This is a genomic window from Mucilaginibacter sp. R-33 (genome assembly GCF_049949235.1).
Classification (GTDB): domain Bacteria; phylum Bacteroidota; class Bacteroidia; order Sphingobacteriales; family Sphingobacteriaceae; genus Mucilaginibacter.
Genome location: NZ_CP188089.1, coordinates 5,997,556 through 6,014,840, shown reverse-complemented (window position 1 = coordinate 6,014,840; position 17,285 = coordinate 5,997,556). Strand labels below are relative to the sequence as shown.

General features: G+C 44.8%; 11 protein-coding genes and 1 pseudogene. 5 read left to right on the top strand and 7 right to left on the bottom strand.

The genetic code is table 11. The annotated features are described in order from the left end of the window. Nucleotide 1 precedes the first annotated feature (1 nt). Together ACP26M_RS25030 and ACP26M_RS25025 are read right to left on the bottom strand one after the other, a co-directional pair. Nucleotides 2–1,093: a DUF928 domain-containing protein gene (locus ACP26M_RS25030; RefSeq protein WP_426584246.1), complete on the bottom strand. Its 1,092-nt coding sequence runs from the start codon at nt 1,091–1,093 to the stop codon at nt 2–4. Nucleotides 1,094–1,095: 2 nt separating this feature from the next. Then, nucleotides 1,096–3,834 carry a hypothetical protein gene (locus ACP26M_RS25025; protein ID WP_426584244.1) on the bottom strand — a complete coding sequence of 913 codons (2,739 nt, stop codon included), beginning with the start codon at nt 3,832–3,834 and terminating at the stop codon, nt 1,096–1,098. Nucleotides 3,835–4,387: 553 nt separating this feature from the next. On the opposite strand from ACP26M_RS25025, the gene ACP26M_RS25020 reads away from it, so the two are divergent. From ACP26M_RS25020 to ACP26M_RS25005, 4 genes and pseudogenes are all read left to right on the top strand, one after another. Further along, nucleotides 4,388–7,951 (top strand): PKD domain-containing protein, encoded by a 3,564-nt coding sequence (locus ACP26M_RS25020; RefSeq protein ID WP_426584242.1) that lies wholly within the window; start codon nt 4,388–4,390, stop codon nt 7,949–7,951. A gap of 284 nt (nt 7,952–8,235) precedes the next feature. Continuing rightward, nucleotides 8,236–8,481, top strand: a pseudogene (locus ACP26M_RS25015) (IS256 family transposase); the annotation flags it as partial. 1 nt (nt 8,482) lies between these two features. Further along, nucleotides 8,483–9,013 carry a hypothetical protein gene (locus tag ACP26M_RS25010; RefSeq protein WP_426589787.1) on the top strand — a complete coding sequence of 177 codons (531 nt, stop codon included), beginning with the start codon at nt 8,483–8,485 and terminating at the stop codon, nt 9,011–9,013. A 26-nt stretch (nt 9,014–9,039) separates the two neighbouring features. Continuing rightward, on the top strand, nt 9,040–9,345 hold the full coding sequence (locus tag ACP26M_RS25005; RefSeq protein WP_426584240.1) for an ABC transporter permease: 306 nt from the start codon (nt 9,040–9,042) through the stop codon (nt 9,343–9,345). A 377-nt stretch (nt 9,346–9,722) separates the two neighbouring features. Here ACP26M_RS25005 and ACP26M_RS25000 read toward each other — a convergent pair whose 3' ends face one another. From ACP26M_RS25000 to ACP26M_RS24985, 4 genes are read right to left on the bottom strand one after another with little or no spacing between them, the layout of a single operon-like run. After that, nucleotides 9,723–10,940, bottom strand: coding sequence for a DUF4998 domain-containing protein (locus ACP26M_RS25000; protein ID WP_426584238.1), 1,218 nt, complete (start codon nt 10,938–10,940; stop codon nt 9,723–9,725). Nucleotides 10,941–10,966: 26 nt separating this feature from the next. Beyond that, the gene (locus ACP26M_RS24995) at nt 10,967–12,202 is read right to left on the bottom strand and encodes a DUF4959 domain-containing protein (RefSeq protein WP_426584236.1); all 1,236 of its coding nucleotides are present in this window, start codon (nt 12,200–12,202) and stop codon (nt 10,967–10,969) included. Nucleotides 12,203–12,251: 49 nt separating this feature from the next. Further along, entirely contained in the window at nt 12,252–14,162 is a 1,911-nt protein-coding gene (locus ACP26M_RS24990) for a RagB/SusD family nutrient uptake outer membrane protein (RefSeq protein WP_426584234.1), read from the bottom strand. 26 nt (nt 14,163–14,188) lie between these two features. Continuing rightward, the gene (locus tag ACP26M_RS24985; RefSeq protein WP_426584232.1) at nt 14,189–14,521 is read right to left on the bottom strand and encodes a hypothetical protein; all 333 of its coding nucleotides are present in this window, start codon (nt 14,519–14,521) and stop codon (nt 14,189–14,191) included. A 405-nt stretch (nt 14,522–14,926) separates the two neighbouring features. Between ACP26M_RS24985 and ACP26M_RS24980 the strand changes: the two genes are divergently transcribed. Continuing rightward, entirely contained in the window at nt 14,927–15,604 is a 678-nt protein-coding gene (locus ACP26M_RS24980) for an outer membrane beta-barrel protein (RefSeq protein WP_426589771.1), read from the top strand. A 420-nt stretch (nt 15,605–16,024) separates the two neighbouring features. On the opposite strand, the gene ACP26M_RS24975 is transcribed toward ACP26M_RS24980, so the two are convergent. Then, nucleotides 16,025–17,260, bottom strand: a complete 1,236-nt coding sequence (locus ACP26M_RS24975; RefSeq protein WP_426584230.1) for a multiheme c-type cytochrome — start codon at nt 17,258–17,260, stop codon at nt 16,025–16,027. Nucleotides 17,261–17,285: the final 25 nt, after the last annotated feature.

The window sequence follows — 17,285 nt, the reverse complement described above, 5'->3', positions numbered from 1 at the left end:
TCTATTCATTAGGATCTTCATATTCAAATCGTAAACTTTTAACCGTGCCGTCCGGCAGGGTAACATCCATAACATAAAACTTACCGTTCTTAAAAGCGCTGTTACCGCTCAGCTCCACCACAAGCTCGTTGCGACCGTTTACCAATAGAAGTTTGGGTAAGTGTTTGATTTTCTTATCAGGCCGATCCAATGCCCGGATCTTATAATGAAGTTCTTGTTTTACGTAGGGGTTCACCACTGCAAAACGAACAGATCCAAGCGCCAGGTACCGGTTACCCTGTGCCAGGTCCTCGATAAAACGGAAGGAAGCACTATCCACCTTTTTCTGAAGCGTATCAGGGCAATGAACGTTGAATTCCCATATTTCAGAACGGTTAAGAATGGTCTGGTCTTTGAAGGCGGTAACCTGCCAGGCATATCTTTTATCTGCCTGAAGCTCCCTGGCCACCGGCGGAAATACCAATACGGGAGCTGTCAGATTAGTCTGATTCAGGATAGGCAGATTGTAGTTCAATGCCTCTGTAGGGCTTTGCCCTGCTTTGATCTCGGCGAGCACCAATTGGTACCTTGCGCCTGCCATCACCGGAATAAGCGGCTGCCAGCTTAAAGTCGGCCGCTTATCACATATTTTTTCCTTATTATAAGGATCAACCAGGTTCAGCTCGGCAAACGGCGCCAGCGTATAAGAAAAGCATTGCTCAAAGGGCGGGTTATCGCTGTGCTGATAGGTAATTTCATAACAATACTCGTAATCACCTTCGGGAAAAGAGCCGGTTCGTCCGCTGATCTGCCCCAATTGGCTGTCGCCAAATCGTATTCCTGCCGAATGTGCGGCAGTCGTGGGGATGGGGTTTGTACCGGGGAAAAGCGAAAACTCGGGAAGCACGGCCCGGCAGACAATCCCGCCTTTCCGCTCGGTTACCGTAATCGTCATACTGACGTTCAGCTTTCCCCCGGAATTGGTAATCCTGCAGAAGAACAGGCCATTGACATTGCGGCCATAGGTCTCCGGGATAAAACTGATATTGAGCTGGGCCGATGCCGCATATCCGGAAAGGGCCAGGAACAAAAACAACAGGTATTTCTTCATCATAATTATATACTGATATGGTATTTAAGCGTTAATTCAGCGCGGCAGGAAGGATACAGATCCGGATAAAGAGACCTAAGCAGGTTTCTGCGAAAATCCACATAGGAATCAAGGTCAAAGTGCCCTGCCGTTAACAGTTGCACGCCCTGCCTGATGCCGGCTTGCCTGACGATCCCGGTATTGTTCAGGTAAGTAAGTCCGGAAGAAAAGTTCAGCTTTTCAAACAACCTGTAACTATAAGTCATATCAGCGGTCAGCATATTTCCGATAAGCTGGTAGGGAGACAGCTCCTTGTTATAGAAAACGGCTGTTGTCAGCGAATTCATCCGGAATACAGTTGTTTGTGTATAATTAAGCATCAGCAGGTTTCCGGCCCCCTGCGTTCCGGTCACATTACTGAAATTCTGGGTACCTATGGTAAGGTGACTGACCGTATATTGCTTCCATAATCTGAACCTGACATTGCCGTCAACCTGAAGTTTTTGCAGGCCGTAGACAGGCGTAATGATATTATTAACCATTTTATCGGTCCCGCCGTTGGCATACTTGAAACTCATGCTGAACTGTTTGTTTACCTGGTAACGGGTATCAAACTGGAACTGGTAAGTTTTCCATTTATCATTGGAAGTGTAACTGATCGGCATATTATTCAGATCAGCCCTTAAGCCGAAAGAAAGCCTCTTGTCCAGGAAAGATTTCCTGATATTTCCGCCATATTTCATCCGGGCGCCGCCAAAACCATTATTAGCGGGATTTTGGTAGCCCATACCTGCGTAATTGAAATAGAAGCTGTCGGATGCCCCAAACTTATCGAGCTCCAGGTCATGACGGGCGCCAAAAGACATTGCCGAGAACAAATCATTGGTCAAAGTACTTGTTAGCCCGGCTTTCCTGTCCAGCAAAGCCTCATTGTTAACCTGGAAATTATTGTTGTAAAGTGTAGCTGTCTTTGAGATATCTAGTGACATATTACCAAGTTTGCCGAGCCTCATATCTTTAGATAATGTGACCGCCACATTGTTATTGGATATGCCCGGCAAGGCATATGCGCTGTTCCTGATCTCTTTACCATAAGCACTGATCACTGAAATTTTCAATTTACCGCCCCTGGCCCTTGGCAATTCCGCAGCGAGATAGGTCATATTACGGGGTTGATTATAGACAGACGAGGTATAGGCCGCATCTTTGAAAGATCCGATATCGTTTACGGCGCCGTAACCTGCGGTCAGGGGAATGCCATCTAGTTTATAGGTCAAATGGGTACCAGACATGAACAGGTCGGTGTTTTGGACGCCGCCGGGTACCTGATTGCCGAAACTGCCCAGCTTCAGCGCATCGACGTTGTTGAAAAACGATTGCAGCCCATTTCCCGGACGGGTATTCTCAAAGCCGCTTAATGCTTCTGTCAGGGGTAGTTTAGCGTCTCTTTGTTTCAGCCATTCTTCCTGCTGCAACATCGTACGTACATTTAGTCCCCTGGCACCCAGCCTGCTGCGGATAGCATCCACCTCGGCCGCAACACTGTCGACCTGAGGGGGTACAGAGACCTGGTTAAGCTTAAAATCCGTGCCCGGTAGATTATCTTTATCTAAAGCAGCCGAAAGGTCGCCGGTTTTTAAAGGTTGGAGCTTAGATTCCAGTGTTTGTTTTTCATCACCGATGACCTTGTCAAAACCTGCAGCATTATTCTGGCGCACGTTGATAAAAATCCGGTGGGCCAATCGGGACCGTAATGTATCATGCTCTGCAGCCTGCATGGCCAGGTTGTTGCTGACGATCCTTGCCAGGTCAAATCCGGGAACAGGCACTAAGTTACCAGCGTCCGGCACACCCTGCAGGGTCACCTTTTGAGCCGGTTGCGCAGATAGCCCCTGAATTTTTTGTGCAATCTGCGCTTCGTTCAGGTTCTGAAGCTCTGCCAGGTGGTCCTGGTTGCTGAAATATACACTCAGATCCCGATTCTTTTCCATCGCTTTCAGATCGTCCAGATTAGCCTTGACCCGGTCTGCGTCCAGCACCGGAATCGCGTAAGCAGGTAAAGAAGATGCCTGTTTTTTAACCTTTGACTTGGCGTCTCCTTTCATCCGGACCAATTCGGTCATCAGTTCACGGCGAACCTGTTCTCTATTCATCGTTAACAAACGGTTAATGACAGCCGGGTCATCCAGGTATTTACTGAGCACATTCTCTCTTGTCCATCCCTCTACCGGGTTACGGGTAAGCGCCTGCGATTTGAGTTCTTCCCTGGCATAAGCGGTAAGATCCTGACCATGGAACAGGGTTTTCCTCATTTCCGTGTAGCGTAACAGATCGCTGCTCATCATGGCTTTAAGGCGTTGCGGATCAAGGTTGAATTTAAACAAGCCATTGACCGGGCTATGTTGTGGCATGGAAGATCCTTTATCGGTCGAAAAATTGAAACTGAGCGGAATCCCCCCGGCATTGATGGTGGTTCTCAGGCTTAAAATATTGGCATATCGCCTGTCCCCTGTCAGACCGGCTGCCGCATTAACCGGATGGAACATCAGTGCATTTTCGAATTGTAAAGTTGCTCCGATACTTTTTTTACGGAGGGAAGGCAGTTTTTTTCCGGCCAGGCCTGTTTGGTTCAGCGCAGATTTCGCTACATTTTTAATCTTGGCTTTTAATGAATCAGCTTGCTGATTTGGTTTGCTAAAACCCGGCTTGCCGGTAATGCGTTGAAATTTAGTTGTTAGGATCGCCGAGTCAGGTTGCGGAAACATCACAGTCGAATCCTGGCGAGTAATTTGCTGGGCACTTGTAATAAAAGGGAAAAGGCAAAGAAAGATTGACAATCGAATTTCCGAAGGAAAGCGTTCGGCTACAAGTTGTTTGATGCGATCCCGCAAGACGGTCCATACTGATATCATATTTCGTGATAAGGTTAAAGCATACTTCTCCCTTTCACTCGCAAACGTGACATCAACAATCGTTCAGGGGAGCATCATTTTGAAGAAAATTCTATTTTGTCAGCAACAACTACAGGCCTGACAATAAATATCATTTTACTTCATTGTGATTTTGAACGCAAATGTAACAAGTATTGTTACAAAAAAGAATAAAAAAATTCATTAATGACAAATATTATTAACTTATTAATATTTTAATGCAAAAAACATTAATTTTAATACTTTTGCTGCACGTTAAGGCCTGTAACTTTATCCTTCTACAAATACGCCGGCATTTATTTTCACCGGAAGATTGAAAGACCGGGCACTTATCACATCCTCTGCCTGTAAAATGATTAAACTGCGTATGTACCACTAAGTTCATTTAATGAAGTCCTCCCGTTTCGCGACTGCTTTTTTTTGTGTCCTGTTCTGCATGGTTTTCAGGCAGGATGTACGGGGACAGCTAACTTCCAGTCTTGGCCGGGATTTCTGGGTAGCATTCCCGACGCATGTGCCGGATTTTGACGCACAGTTGAATACGCTTCCTGCCCAGCTCAGCATTTTCATTACCGGGGAAAAAGACTCCAGGGGACAAATTGTCGCAGGGAATTTTTCTGCGACCTTCCATGTGACCGCACATCAGGTGACAGAAATCAAGGTACCCCGGGAAAAGGCATACATCGATGAAGGTGAAGCGGGACAGGTGCTGCATAACAGGGCAGTCCATGTATCCGTAGACCCGGATATGCCAAAGGTAACCGTATACGCCCACATTTTTGCAGGCCAGCGTTCCGCTGCCACACTGGTGTTGCCACAGGAGGCGCTGGGCAGCAGCTATTTCAGCATGAATTATCCGGAGCACGATACAGAAGGTAAAAATTACATTACCGTGGTTGCAGCATCCCCCAACACAACTGTTTTTTTCAGGCGCGGTCCAAACATACTTGCCATCGCACAACTAACCGACGTCAACGATGTGTACGAGTACATGTCCGCCGAAGATCTCAGCGGCGTATCCGTCACCACAGACCCGGGTAGCGGGGATTGTCAGCGATTTGCGGCATTTAGCGGAAGCACTGGTGTTTATATCTCGCCGGCCGGCTGCAACCCTCATTCACTGGATCCCTTGTATCAACAGTGCCTGCCGACTGAAAGCTGGGGCAAGGAATACGGCTTTATACCCTTCAGTACGGCCAGTAGGGATATTGCCGCACCGGTCCGTACAGCAGGCCAACTGTTGCGGATCGTTGCCGGATCGCCCTATACAGAAATCAGTATTGATGGACAGCATGTAGCCTCACTTGGCCCCGGAGAATTTTATACTACGCCGCAACCGCTCAATAAGCCTGCGCATATCAGTGCAAACAATCCCGTCATGGTCGCCCAGTTTGCGTTATCGCAATCCTGCAGCAACACGGATGGTTCAAACAAAGGGTACAGCGATCCCGACATGGTGCTGCTGAACCCCATATCATTCAGCATAAAAGATATTACGATCTATTCTTCCGGGCGGGAAAAGATCAGTGAGCAATACGTCAATGTATTGCTCACTTCTGCAGCAGTTTCAAGCTTCAAAGTCAACGGGCGGGCCCCCACCGGGCAGTTCCGGCCAATGCCTACGCTTCCCGGATATTCTTATCTTCAGCTTCTGCTTCCCCAAAATATGGGCGGGACCTTCCGTCTTACAGCAACGGAAGGATTCAATGCTATCGCCTATGGGTTTGGCAATGTGGAATCCTATTCCTATTCTGCCGGCACCAACCTTGGAGCCCGGTACCAGTTGCAAGCTTATCGCATTTCTACCGGCGAAAAAATTGATTCAGCATGTGCGGATGATGATGACTACCAATTCAGGCTCACGCTCGCATTTAAGTCTCCGGAAATATCCTGGGTAACTGACGGCTATGGATTGGCCCTGGGCAACGCCGATCCTATTTACGGAGAACAGAACGGGGCGCAAACCTTTACCTATATTATGTCCAAGCCCCTCACTTACAACCAGCCGGGAGAACACAAATCGGTTATCACCGCGGATTATCCGGACGGGCACCATAATTGCGGTCTCGACAGGGATATCTTCAATGAAAGTTTCCGTGTAATTGCCCTGCCGGATGTGACATTCAAGCAGTCTAAGGATGATTGCGGCCTGGGCGTACAATTTACAGACCAGACGCCGGCACAGGGCACCGGTTCCAAATGGATGTGGGATTTCGGGGATCCGCAAAGCAATCAACAAAATACATCAGCCACACCATCTCCATTTCACCAGTATGGAGCACCGGGCAAATATGAAGTCAGCCTTACGGTCACAAATGCATCAGGATGCCAGGCCGTTAAAAAGCAGATGCTGGAAATCGGCCCCACTTTTACACCTGATTTCAAATGGTCCGCTGGTTCCTGTGAGGGGCATCCGGTTCAATTTTCGGATCAAAGCGCTGCGGGACTGAACTTTGTTACAAGCAAACGTACCTGGGATTTTGGGGATGGGACAACCATCACTTCAACAGCGGCAGATATAAAGCATACGTACAAGCAACCCGGCGCCTACCTTGTTCAACTAACGCTGACCGGGAATTCCGGTTGCATGAGCGGCCCATTATCCAAAACGATCAACATCAACGCCCGGCCAAAAGTAAACTTCCTGTTGCCTGAAGTTTGCACAGCAGATGCTGCAGCGAAATTCAAGGCCGATGTGCCGGCGGAAAACAATATCGGCGGAACGCTGTCTTTTGCCTGGAGTTTTTCCGATCAAAACGCATCTCCTGCCAATCCCAATACCGCCTTTACGTCCATCGCTTCCCATCGCTTCACGGCCGCCGGCAAATATCTGATCGTCCTTACTGTTTCCAGCAGTACCGGCTGCGACACTACGATCAGCAGGGAACTAACGGTCAACAGCAGCGATCCTCTGGCCGCACTCGAGTTTAATGGAAACGGGGCATTTTGCAGTGGCACCCCTGTAATTTTAAGAAACGCCTCAACACTTTCCGGTCCTGGTGAGATCACACGGCTTGTGCTATTTTTCGATAGCACACAGTTTCCTGAAGATTCCGTAGTTTATACAAAACCTGAATACGGGCAGCTCATTCAACATAGTTACCCCGAAAATTCCGGCAGCAGCGAGCAATTTTATACGGTCAAATGTATCGCCTACAGCGGAAGAAAATGCTTTTCAGTGGTAACGAAGGAAATTACCATCCTGCCCGCCCCCAAGCTTTATTTTAATGAAATCCAACCGGTATGTTCGACAGCTGGGACTTTTAAAATATCCCAGGCGGGTGAAACCCAGCACCTGCAGGCAATGAACGTTTTTTTTACCGGAAACGGGGTCAGTGCCGACGGTTTTTTTAACCCGTCAGCCGCTGGTATCGGCAGGCATATCATCACCTATCATTTTGTCAGTTTTGGCAACTGTGTCCAAACCATCTCACAAGTGATCCAGGTGCAAGCCCCACCGGAAGTAACAGCACCGTCAAGTATTACATTAATCGCGGGAAATTCAATAAAGCTCACACCTCAGTATTCGGGCGATGGGCTGACTTATCATTGGCGCTCTAACGGGCAAACGGTTATTTCGGAAAATCCCTTTCCGATCGTATCCCCGCTGGAAACTACAGATTTTACCGTGCTCATATCCAGCGGCAATTGCAGTACGCAAGCAACAATACATGTGGATGTCATTAGTCCACCCAAACCTGTTAATACCTTTACGCCAAATGGAGACGGGAATAACGACTTGTGGCTCATAGACAAGCTCGATAGTTACCCGGATGCTGTTGTGTCAATCTTTAACCGTTATGGTGCGCTTTTATATCAATCGAAAGGAATATATAAACCATGGGACGGTAAATACAACGGGCTCAACGTTCCTTCAGGCACTTACTATTACATCATCAAACCGGGTCGCGGATTGAAAGATCAGACCGGTTATTTACTCTTGTTGAGGTAGTAATGGAATTTAGCAATAGGACAAAGCGAAGTCTACACTCTGAACAGCACGGATAGGCGTTTGGATTAATCTCGTTGTTATTTTAACGGGGCTATTAAATAACCCAAGATGTTAGTTATACAATTTTATTTACGGTAAAAGCGAAGATGAATAAGGTGATTTCAGGAGCCATCCTATGAAAGCCACAGCATGAATTTTTATGAGAAAAACGCCTTGATTTCACTTATGGAGGGTGTAAAATGAACCGTCTCAAAGCGTAAAAAATACCTTTAACATTGTTTAGAATGAAGCAAGAACAATCGCTCGGGCATGAGCAAATGAAGAAGAAGGCCCTGGAGCAACTCCGCTAGCGCAAATCTCTTTACGGTAAGGAAGGCGCTTTTGCGCCCTTACTTAACAGTTTTTTGGATGCTGCATTGGAAGTAGAACTGGAAAACCATTTAGATGAGGCCGAATGCAGTTCGGGCAATCCCAAGAATGGTAAGACCACTAAAGATGTCCGTACCTCTGAAGGTACTATCTCTGTCAAACGTGCGGCGCGGACTCTTATTTCGACTGGGCATTTACCTGGCTGGGGTGAACCCGGCTGAAGCGATCGACCAGCAGAACCTGTATGCCGATGCGCATTTTGCAAAAACAATGGGACTCAAATTAGCTACGGGCCGCGACCTGATGCCGGGCGATTCCGGCAAGGTGCTGATCAACGAAACGTTGGCCAAACAACTGGCGATCAGGACTGATAAGGCCATGGGAACGTTGCTGTTTTCTGAAGGGGATCACAAATATGAGGTGGCCGGCGTGGTCAGGGATTTTAACTTTAAGTCGCTGCACAACGATATTTCACCCTTTATGATCATCTATGCGTCCAAAGCTTCCGAGATCAATAACCTTATCGTCAACATTCACATCAAAGATTACGCGAACTTTTTGGGTAGTGTCAAAACCGTGTGGCATAAAAACCTGCCGCGAACCCCGTTCGTTTATACCTTCATGAATGAGCGGATGCAAAGCACCTATGAGACCGATATTGTGCTGTCACAGATTATTAATTCATTACGCTGATCGCGATCCTGATCTCCTGCCTGGGCTTGTTTGGCTTAACTGCTTTCAGTGCAGAACAGCGCATCAAGGAGATCGGCGTCCGCAGAGTGCTCGGCGCAAGCGTTAGCAGCATTGTACAGCTGTTGGGCAAGGACTTTCTGAGATTGGTCGCTATAGCCTTTGTGATCGCTGCGCCGTTGGCCTGGCTGGCCATGCGCTCCTGGCTTCAGAGTTTCGTGTACCGGGTAGCGATCAGTTGGTGGATGTTCGCGCTGTCGGCAGTTGCTGCCTTATTTATCGCTTTGCTAACCGTGAGTTTCCAGGCGATAAAAGCCGCACTGGCCAACCCGTGAAAAGTTGCGGTCGGAATAGTTCAGTGGTTAACAATGATGGGGCGAAATTTAGCGTATTGTCGAATGGGCATTTGCTACCGCGGTATCCCAACGTAAACATAATCGTTATTGAACATAGATTTCTATTGCATCGGTAAGTAGCTTACCGGACTTAAGATACTTATGCAGACAAGCTTGTTTATCAGTTATCTCCAATTCAGGGTCATCACCAATCTGCATGTGAAACCGTATGCGTACCATAAAAAAAACCGGCAACAAATTCGCTACCGGCTTAAACAATTTACGAAACATGTGAACGAATTACTTAATCTTAGTTACCAGACAATTATCTCATAATGAGACAAACGGTAACGCTCAAATCGGTTATAGAGGTTAATCTACTTTTCGTTCCAGAAAGTAAATTCACTAATATTACTATAATTACTATCGTTTGAGGTAACATGTTTAATGCGTACACGAATATACCTAACCGACGGTACCGCGTCGAAATCGAATTTCTGCGCGTTTTGGCCATCATCGGTTCTGCGTATATCCTTCAATAGAGTCCACCCTTTAGCGATCATCTCCGCCTGCCAGCCGCTATCGCGCGGAGATAGGCTTGTTTCTGCGCCTGTAATATCTGCTATCCCCCAAATTTCAAACTGGTCGGGATTGTTACAGCAGTTGCGCCCGGTTTCTTCTACCGATGTAAGCTTCCTATATACTTTGCCCATATCAAAAGTTATGGCATGTGGCATACCGTGGCTGCCATCACTATGAAATATATCCGGGTAACCCTGTGGCCCAACAGTTCCGTCCCACAATTTCCGTACTGTGGTATTGTAGTCGTAGACACCGGCATCGCCTGGTAAAGGATTTTCCTTAAACAAGGACTTATCGCATACGGCAATATATCTGATCGTTGGGAAAGTGGCTTTCTCAAGCGTTGTAAATACATCCGCCGCGTTGGTAGCTGGCACATACGATGACTGGTATTTTACAACTGTGCCAAATTTGAAATCGGCCAGGTTTATCACATTGTCTTTTGCCAAAAGCGGAACCGTTTTTGTGCCGCTGTTATTAGTAGTGTACTCTATAGTCGTGGAAACGTTGCCCGCATCAGCTTTAACGAAATTTAAATCTACCGAACCATCCGGCCGTACCATATACGGATTTGCTATATCATAACCACGGTTAAGTAGTGTAGACTGATAAACCGGCCCGTAAACGCGTACATTATTCAGATCCTGACCTACAGAGGTGCCGCCACTGTTATCATGCGCTACTATACGGAAGCTGTATACATACTCCTTGAGGCCGGGGATAGATACTGTAATGGAGTCGGCGGGGCTATGGCTTGTGGCATCGACTCTTAATGAATCTTTACCGTTATTCCAGGTGATGACATAATTTTTGATGCTTGGATCGGGACTGGGGTGCCAAACTAACACCGCACGTAAATTGCCTGGACGATATCCCACGCCGGTTGCCAGGCCCGGGTAAGTTACTTCTTTATCATTTAAAAATCTCTTATAATCATCAGCATACTTTTTACATCCATTTATTATTACAAATAGGATAGATAAGATAACTATAACACGGAAAATATTTCTCATTGCGTTAATTTATTAGTTAAAACTTATTATTTAGGATCTCCAAACAATGTGATCTCTTTCGCATTGACATAGTCGAGCCCTGCCCAAGTTTGGGTACACTGGAAACGGATATACTTAGCCTTTGGAGCAGTGCTTGGCATTTTAAAATCGACACCTGCCGCGCCATAAGCTATATCAGCCGCATTAGCGTTACCTGGAGGCAGGCCCGATGGAGGGTTTGGATAAACAAAATTGCCCATATTAACCCAATCGCCCAGTACGGTACCAACAGGCGTTATTGTAGCAGGCCATGTCGGGTAATCTGCCGGGTTATCTTTCAACGATCCCCAGATCGTGAACTGCCTGGTATTTTGATAACCGTAAATGTCTGGCAACCTATTATACAGCCTTACACGGCTAATTTTTGCAGTAACGCCTAAGCCAAATGATCCGATTTTCAATGGATTACTTAAGGTATGCCAGCCTGGGTCGCCCAAGTTGTCATCAAAAAAGTACTTGAAGTCCCAGCCGTAACCAATAGGGCTATCAGTTGGTAAGTGATAGGTAAAGAACTTCTTTTTATCCAATGCAACCTCAAACAAAGGCGTCAAGGTTTTAAAAACTGTATCAGAAACATTGCCGAACCTATCGGTAACAAAAACTCCAAACTTTTGAGGCACCGCAGGGAAACCGAGAGCGGAAACATTAATGGTATCGCCAGTTAAATAAGTAGGTTCCTGTTCGTCGTATTTATTAGTGATCGTATTATAGGTAATAACATGTACTGCTACCGGCACCTTGTTAGGGTTAAATCCAAAAAAGTTAGCACCTCCGAAATCGGGCGTGATAGTCAAATTTGAATTGATGTATAGGTAATTCGGGGTGGCCGGCTTTACTGTTACAGTAACAGGATCAGACATTACGTTGGCCCTGCTTACCGCATACAAAGTCACCGTGTATTCTTTAGCCCTTGCAAAACCGTCAACTATAATGGTATCGGTATAATAGCTGGCTTTTGTTTCCCTTGTTCTGGTATCATTTATGTTGTAGCGGGCTAAAACATATAACAGGTTTTTCTCATTGGGTAAGGTATAGGTCAGGCGAGCCGCACCATTAAGGTTCTCCACCTTAACATTGGTCACCGGACCCGGTTTAGTCTGATCGGTTGATACTACCTGGATGTTAGACTCTGCTTTCTTGCATGCTGGCGAAACCAGCACGATAAGCAATACCGAGGCCAGCATAAAGTATGTTAAATAACTGCTTTTAAATATCTTCTTCATAATTTAAAATTTAAATTTTCAATGCAAACACTTTATTATCAGCTAGCTGCTACCAGTACGGATTTTGTACAAGATTTTCATTTATAATAATGTCCTGCGTTGCGATAGGGAACAAATAATCCTTCACACCAAATACAGGGATAAGGACGGTGTTTGGTCGGTAATACGCTGCAGAGTTGCCCTCGTTGATGTTCCAGCCTTGCAGTGGTTTGCTTAACACTTCCTGCAATTCTTTCCACCTGCGCAGGTCCCAGCCAATTTGGCCTTCAAATGCCAACTCTATTCTTCTTTCCTGGTGAATGATCTGACGCAAGCCGTCTTTATCTGCGGCTTTGCCCGGATTGGTAGAATAAGCCGTCCATGAAGCTTGTACGCCCTGCAAGCCAGCCCTGGCACGCACCATATCAATATACTTATATACTTCTGCTGATGGCCCTTCGGCTTCGTTCAGGGCTTCAGCATATAAAAGATATAGGCCTGATAGCCGGATGATAGGTAGCTGGAAGTTTACCACATCAAAGGTTTTGTCCATTACAGTTTGGTAGTTTGCCAGTTTTTTTGGCCAAATACCGGTAATGTTAGTGGAATTAGAGCTTTTGGGGCCAGCCGTCGCGAAAATACCCCGCGCCTGCACATAAGGGGCATCACTTTCGTTAACCTTTCCATTGCCGAACCAAACGCTACCATCAAACGCTAAACTGGCGTAATAACGGGGTTCTCGGCCCAAGTTAACCTGCGCAGTTTCGTAGCCTTGCTTTATATAATGTTTATTGGCATCGTCACCTGCTTTTGGAGTAAAGCGGCCGGCATAATCGAAGGTTTTATCTTCGTTAATAGGCACCCCCTGTTTGGTGTAAAACAGCTCGGCTTCTGCAATTGGCACCGCCCAGTTTGATGGATAAGTATTAGCCATACTAACAGCATCACTGGTTAACTTAGGGATAACAAATCCCTGGTAACCAAAGCCATAGTTTAGCGCCCATATGAGTTCCGGGTTTTGCTCCCACTTGCCAGTTACCGATGATTGTAGGGTTAAAAGTTGCTTTACCTCATCAGATGCGCTGTTTACGGCGGTTGTTGGTGGCGTGGTGTTTAAATGCAGTCCCCTTGCTTCACACTCAGTTATCGCTGCCTTCGCCGCGTCTGCCGCTGCCTTCCATTTGGTTCCATCATAACTTGCCGAGAAAAGTGATTTGCCGCTTCGGTCCTTAATTCCAGCATAATCGGGGTTGCCATTAAACAATGGACTGGCAGCTGTGGCCAACACCTCAGCCTTGACAGACATGGCAATGAACCTTGTAATACGGCCAAACTCCTTGGTTTGATTCTCTATGGTGAGCGGTAAATCAGGGATCGCGGCATCCAGTTGTGATACTACATAAGCAAACGACTCGTCTATAGATGAGCGCTTCCTTTTTAAAGAATCTGCCGGTGCATCTATCGGGAAACTCTTATCTATGATAATCACCGGCCCATACATGCGGATCAGATAATAATGATAGAAAGCTTTCAGGAATTTCACCTCGGCAATCCACCGTTTTTTTTCCGGCTCAGTCAGGTCAATCGGCTTATCAATATTTTCCAACATGGTATTACACCTTCTTAAACCTTGAAAGATATTGACATTGCCAACACTTCCGCCCCAGTAATTTAAGACCGGTGAGCCGGTGCTTTGTACGCCCCTGATAAGGTTGAATCCGCTTTGATCAAAAAAATTGGCGGTTAGATTATTAGGGTAAATAATTTCTGCCGACGTGGTAAACCCTGCATTGTAAATTACATTGTTTAATTGCTGCATGGTAGAGTAACAGCTGAAGAGATAACTCTCCGCCTCGTTACGGTTTCTAAAAGCATAATCAAGGGTACCCACGTTATCCGGAGCTACGTCCAGGTATTTTTTGCATGACACGCCGGTCATACAAAAACAGGCCATCAGTATATATTTATAATATGATCTCATGTCTTCTTTGTTTTAATTTGTTAGGGTTATAAATTAACATTAAGGCCAACATTAAATACCTTTTGAATAGGGTAAGCAAACCCGTTGCCGCCCTGCTCCGGATCCCACATTTTAAAAGGGCTCCAGGTTAACAAATTCAAGCCGTTAAAATAAATCCTCATATTGCTAAGCTTTAATGATTTTGATAGGCGGGTAGGTAACGTATAGCCTATTTCCAATGATTTTAGCCTTAGAAAGCTTGCATCGCGCAGCCACCAGGTACTCGGTTGCAAGTTATTTTCAATACCTGCCTTTGTAGTGCCCAACCTTGGGTAGGCCGCATACAGGTCCTGGTTTTCTTCACTCCTATAATCCCTCATTATAATAATACAAATGTTTAAATAAAAACTACACCGATCATATTTGAGTGCTTTATGTTATATGATTATTTATCGAAGCCAGTTTCTTTAGGTCCTACATAAAAAGAATTTGAAAAGTGTGGTTTAAAGTCCCCTAAGGAGCCATCTCTTATAACAGGTGTTTCCTTCTTTTTTACTTATAAAAAGGAATAAACAGATCAGATAATCTTTAAACGTGATCAGTTTCCCTTATCCTTAAGAAAGGTCTCCAGTCATTTAAAAGTCTTTAGCAATTCTTATATATTCTGTTGCCCAATTAATGTCAATATTGATCCAATCGTCATAGTAAAAGGAATTTCAACATTGCTGCTTAATTAAACAATCTTTTTCTTATCAATTAATATTATATAATTTTTAAGCAACAATATTCGGATAAATAAAATTGAAGAAACTCCCGCTTTTACAATAAGCAAGATTTTTTCTAAAAAACTATCTAATAGGTTTGCCAAAACCGTCCGTATTAACGGCTCATTAAAGCAGAAAATTATTCATCAAAATAATACATCGGATAAATCCTTTCAAACCTTTGATCGCGATTACAGCCGCTTCGCACCTTCTGCCAATATTGGTTTTATCGACGACCAATATGGCAAGTTTGTAAGGAGTTATACACTTAGTTTCAATACCACCGTCAGAATTCCAACTATTCAAGAATTAGCTCCACTGGTGGACAGCACTAACATTTATTATATACAAAAGGGGAATTTAAAATTGAAAGAATCTTTACCCAGATCGATATCTCCAAGTTTTAATCACGAAGATGAGAGTTCTACAAATACTCTAAACTATCAAATGGCGCTAACTGGAGGGGTAACTCAAAGTACTTTTACAGACAGCGTCATGTTAAGCGAAGACAACAGAAGAGTTTCTTATGTAATCAATTCAGGAAAACAAGAGTGTCATCAATTATGGAAGTTTCAACAGTTTTACGATCGGAAGTCAGCAGGTTCTCAGAAATTATTTCATGACGACTATCTCCTATTATCCCAGGCAATTCCGAAAAACAAAAAAAATAAAGCGAACCCTGCACACTGCTTTTACTAATATAAGAACGAAATAAACTACCTTATCATGAAATCAAACAATATCTTTCTCAAGATACGCAACAACGCTTTTTTAACTCTGTGTTTTACAACATTGCTCTCGCTTTGTGTTTATCAAACCTGGCCCAGAAAAAAAGAAAATACAATAATAAATCACCTCACACGAATTGGGGCAATGAATGAGGACAAAGAGCATCTTTTCGATAACGTTCAACTTGCACCCTCAATTATTGATAGTTTAAACAAATTGGATAAAGACAAGTTACTTGTTCTTCGATTTTTACGAAATGATTGTCGTGAATGCATAGACTCGATATTCAGTAACTTAAGTAACGTAGCTAAAAAAGTCGGAAAAGAGAATGTTGCCGTCCTCGTAGATGAGCCGAATTTCTATGAATACTTAAAATACAAAAGATTATACCTATTGTTTTTTTCCGTTCAAAAAAGCCAGTATCTTCTTGGATTCATCCACATAGACTGCTATCCGGTGGGTGCGTACCATGTACAATGAATTTACCTTACCCTCGTTGTCATTTATTGAAATAGTATTTGAAGATTTAAGCGGCATATGGCAATCAATACAATTGTTTTTCACTAACGCGCTTAATTTCGGCGTTACTTTGCAAAAGTTATGATTCGCCTCATTATGACAGCTCATACATTTTTGCGAATACAGTGCCAGGTTACCGCTGTTGTTTACATGTGTAGTATGGCAGGTAGTACAATTCATATTACTCATTACAAAGCATTTGCTTGCGGTTAATAAACCATTCTGGTTGCCATGCACATCAAGCGAGTTGGCATTGGTATGAATATTTAAATAGTCCGGCTCTTTAAAGCGGGCCAACGTATCTCCCATCTTAAACTTAAAAGTTGATACCTGGAATGCCTGCTTACTGCTGGAGTGGCAAACACCGCAGGCATCCATTTTTTGTGCACGGGTTAGTGACGCAAAACGGGTAATGTATTTCGGTTGTTTTTCCTCGGGATTAGCTTCATGAAAATTTACGTGATTGGCAGCGGGCCCGTGACAGCGCTCGCAATCAATGCCGTAAATGATAGAAGCGGGTTCAAAATCAATCTTACGGTTTTGCAAATCGATATTTTGTTGCGATGCCTGTTTGATGAACGAACTGTGGCATTCAAAACAGCGCTGCAATATCGGTCGTTTAAAATCCGGATGACTACCGTCATATCCAGGGCTTCCGGCCCAGCCGTGTACTTTATCATAATAGGATACCGGTAGTTCGAATAACTGGGAGCCCTGCCAGTACATGTAAGTTTGGGCTTTATTTACTCCGAAAGTGATATCCATCCGGCGGGCACCGGTTTCTTTTTTGTCAGTATAAGTGACCTGGTATAAACCTCCGCCGCGCTTCTCCATTCTCACATCCGTTCCGTCGGCATACTTAACGTTATTACCGTCAGCATTAAAACCGCCATGTACGTTATCTGACGAAGTTGGTTTAGAACTAAGATAATGCGCGGTATGCAGATAACTGTCATACACCTGCTTATGACATTTGATACAACTTGCCGATCCGGCAAAAATCTCACCACGCGGGTCCTGCGGTTTATCGCTAAAGCATTGTACCAGCATAAAACTTAGCGGAATCAATAACAATAAAGCCAAAAATAAAGTGCGTTGCTTAAACATATTCGGATGCAAAAAAGGTAAGTTT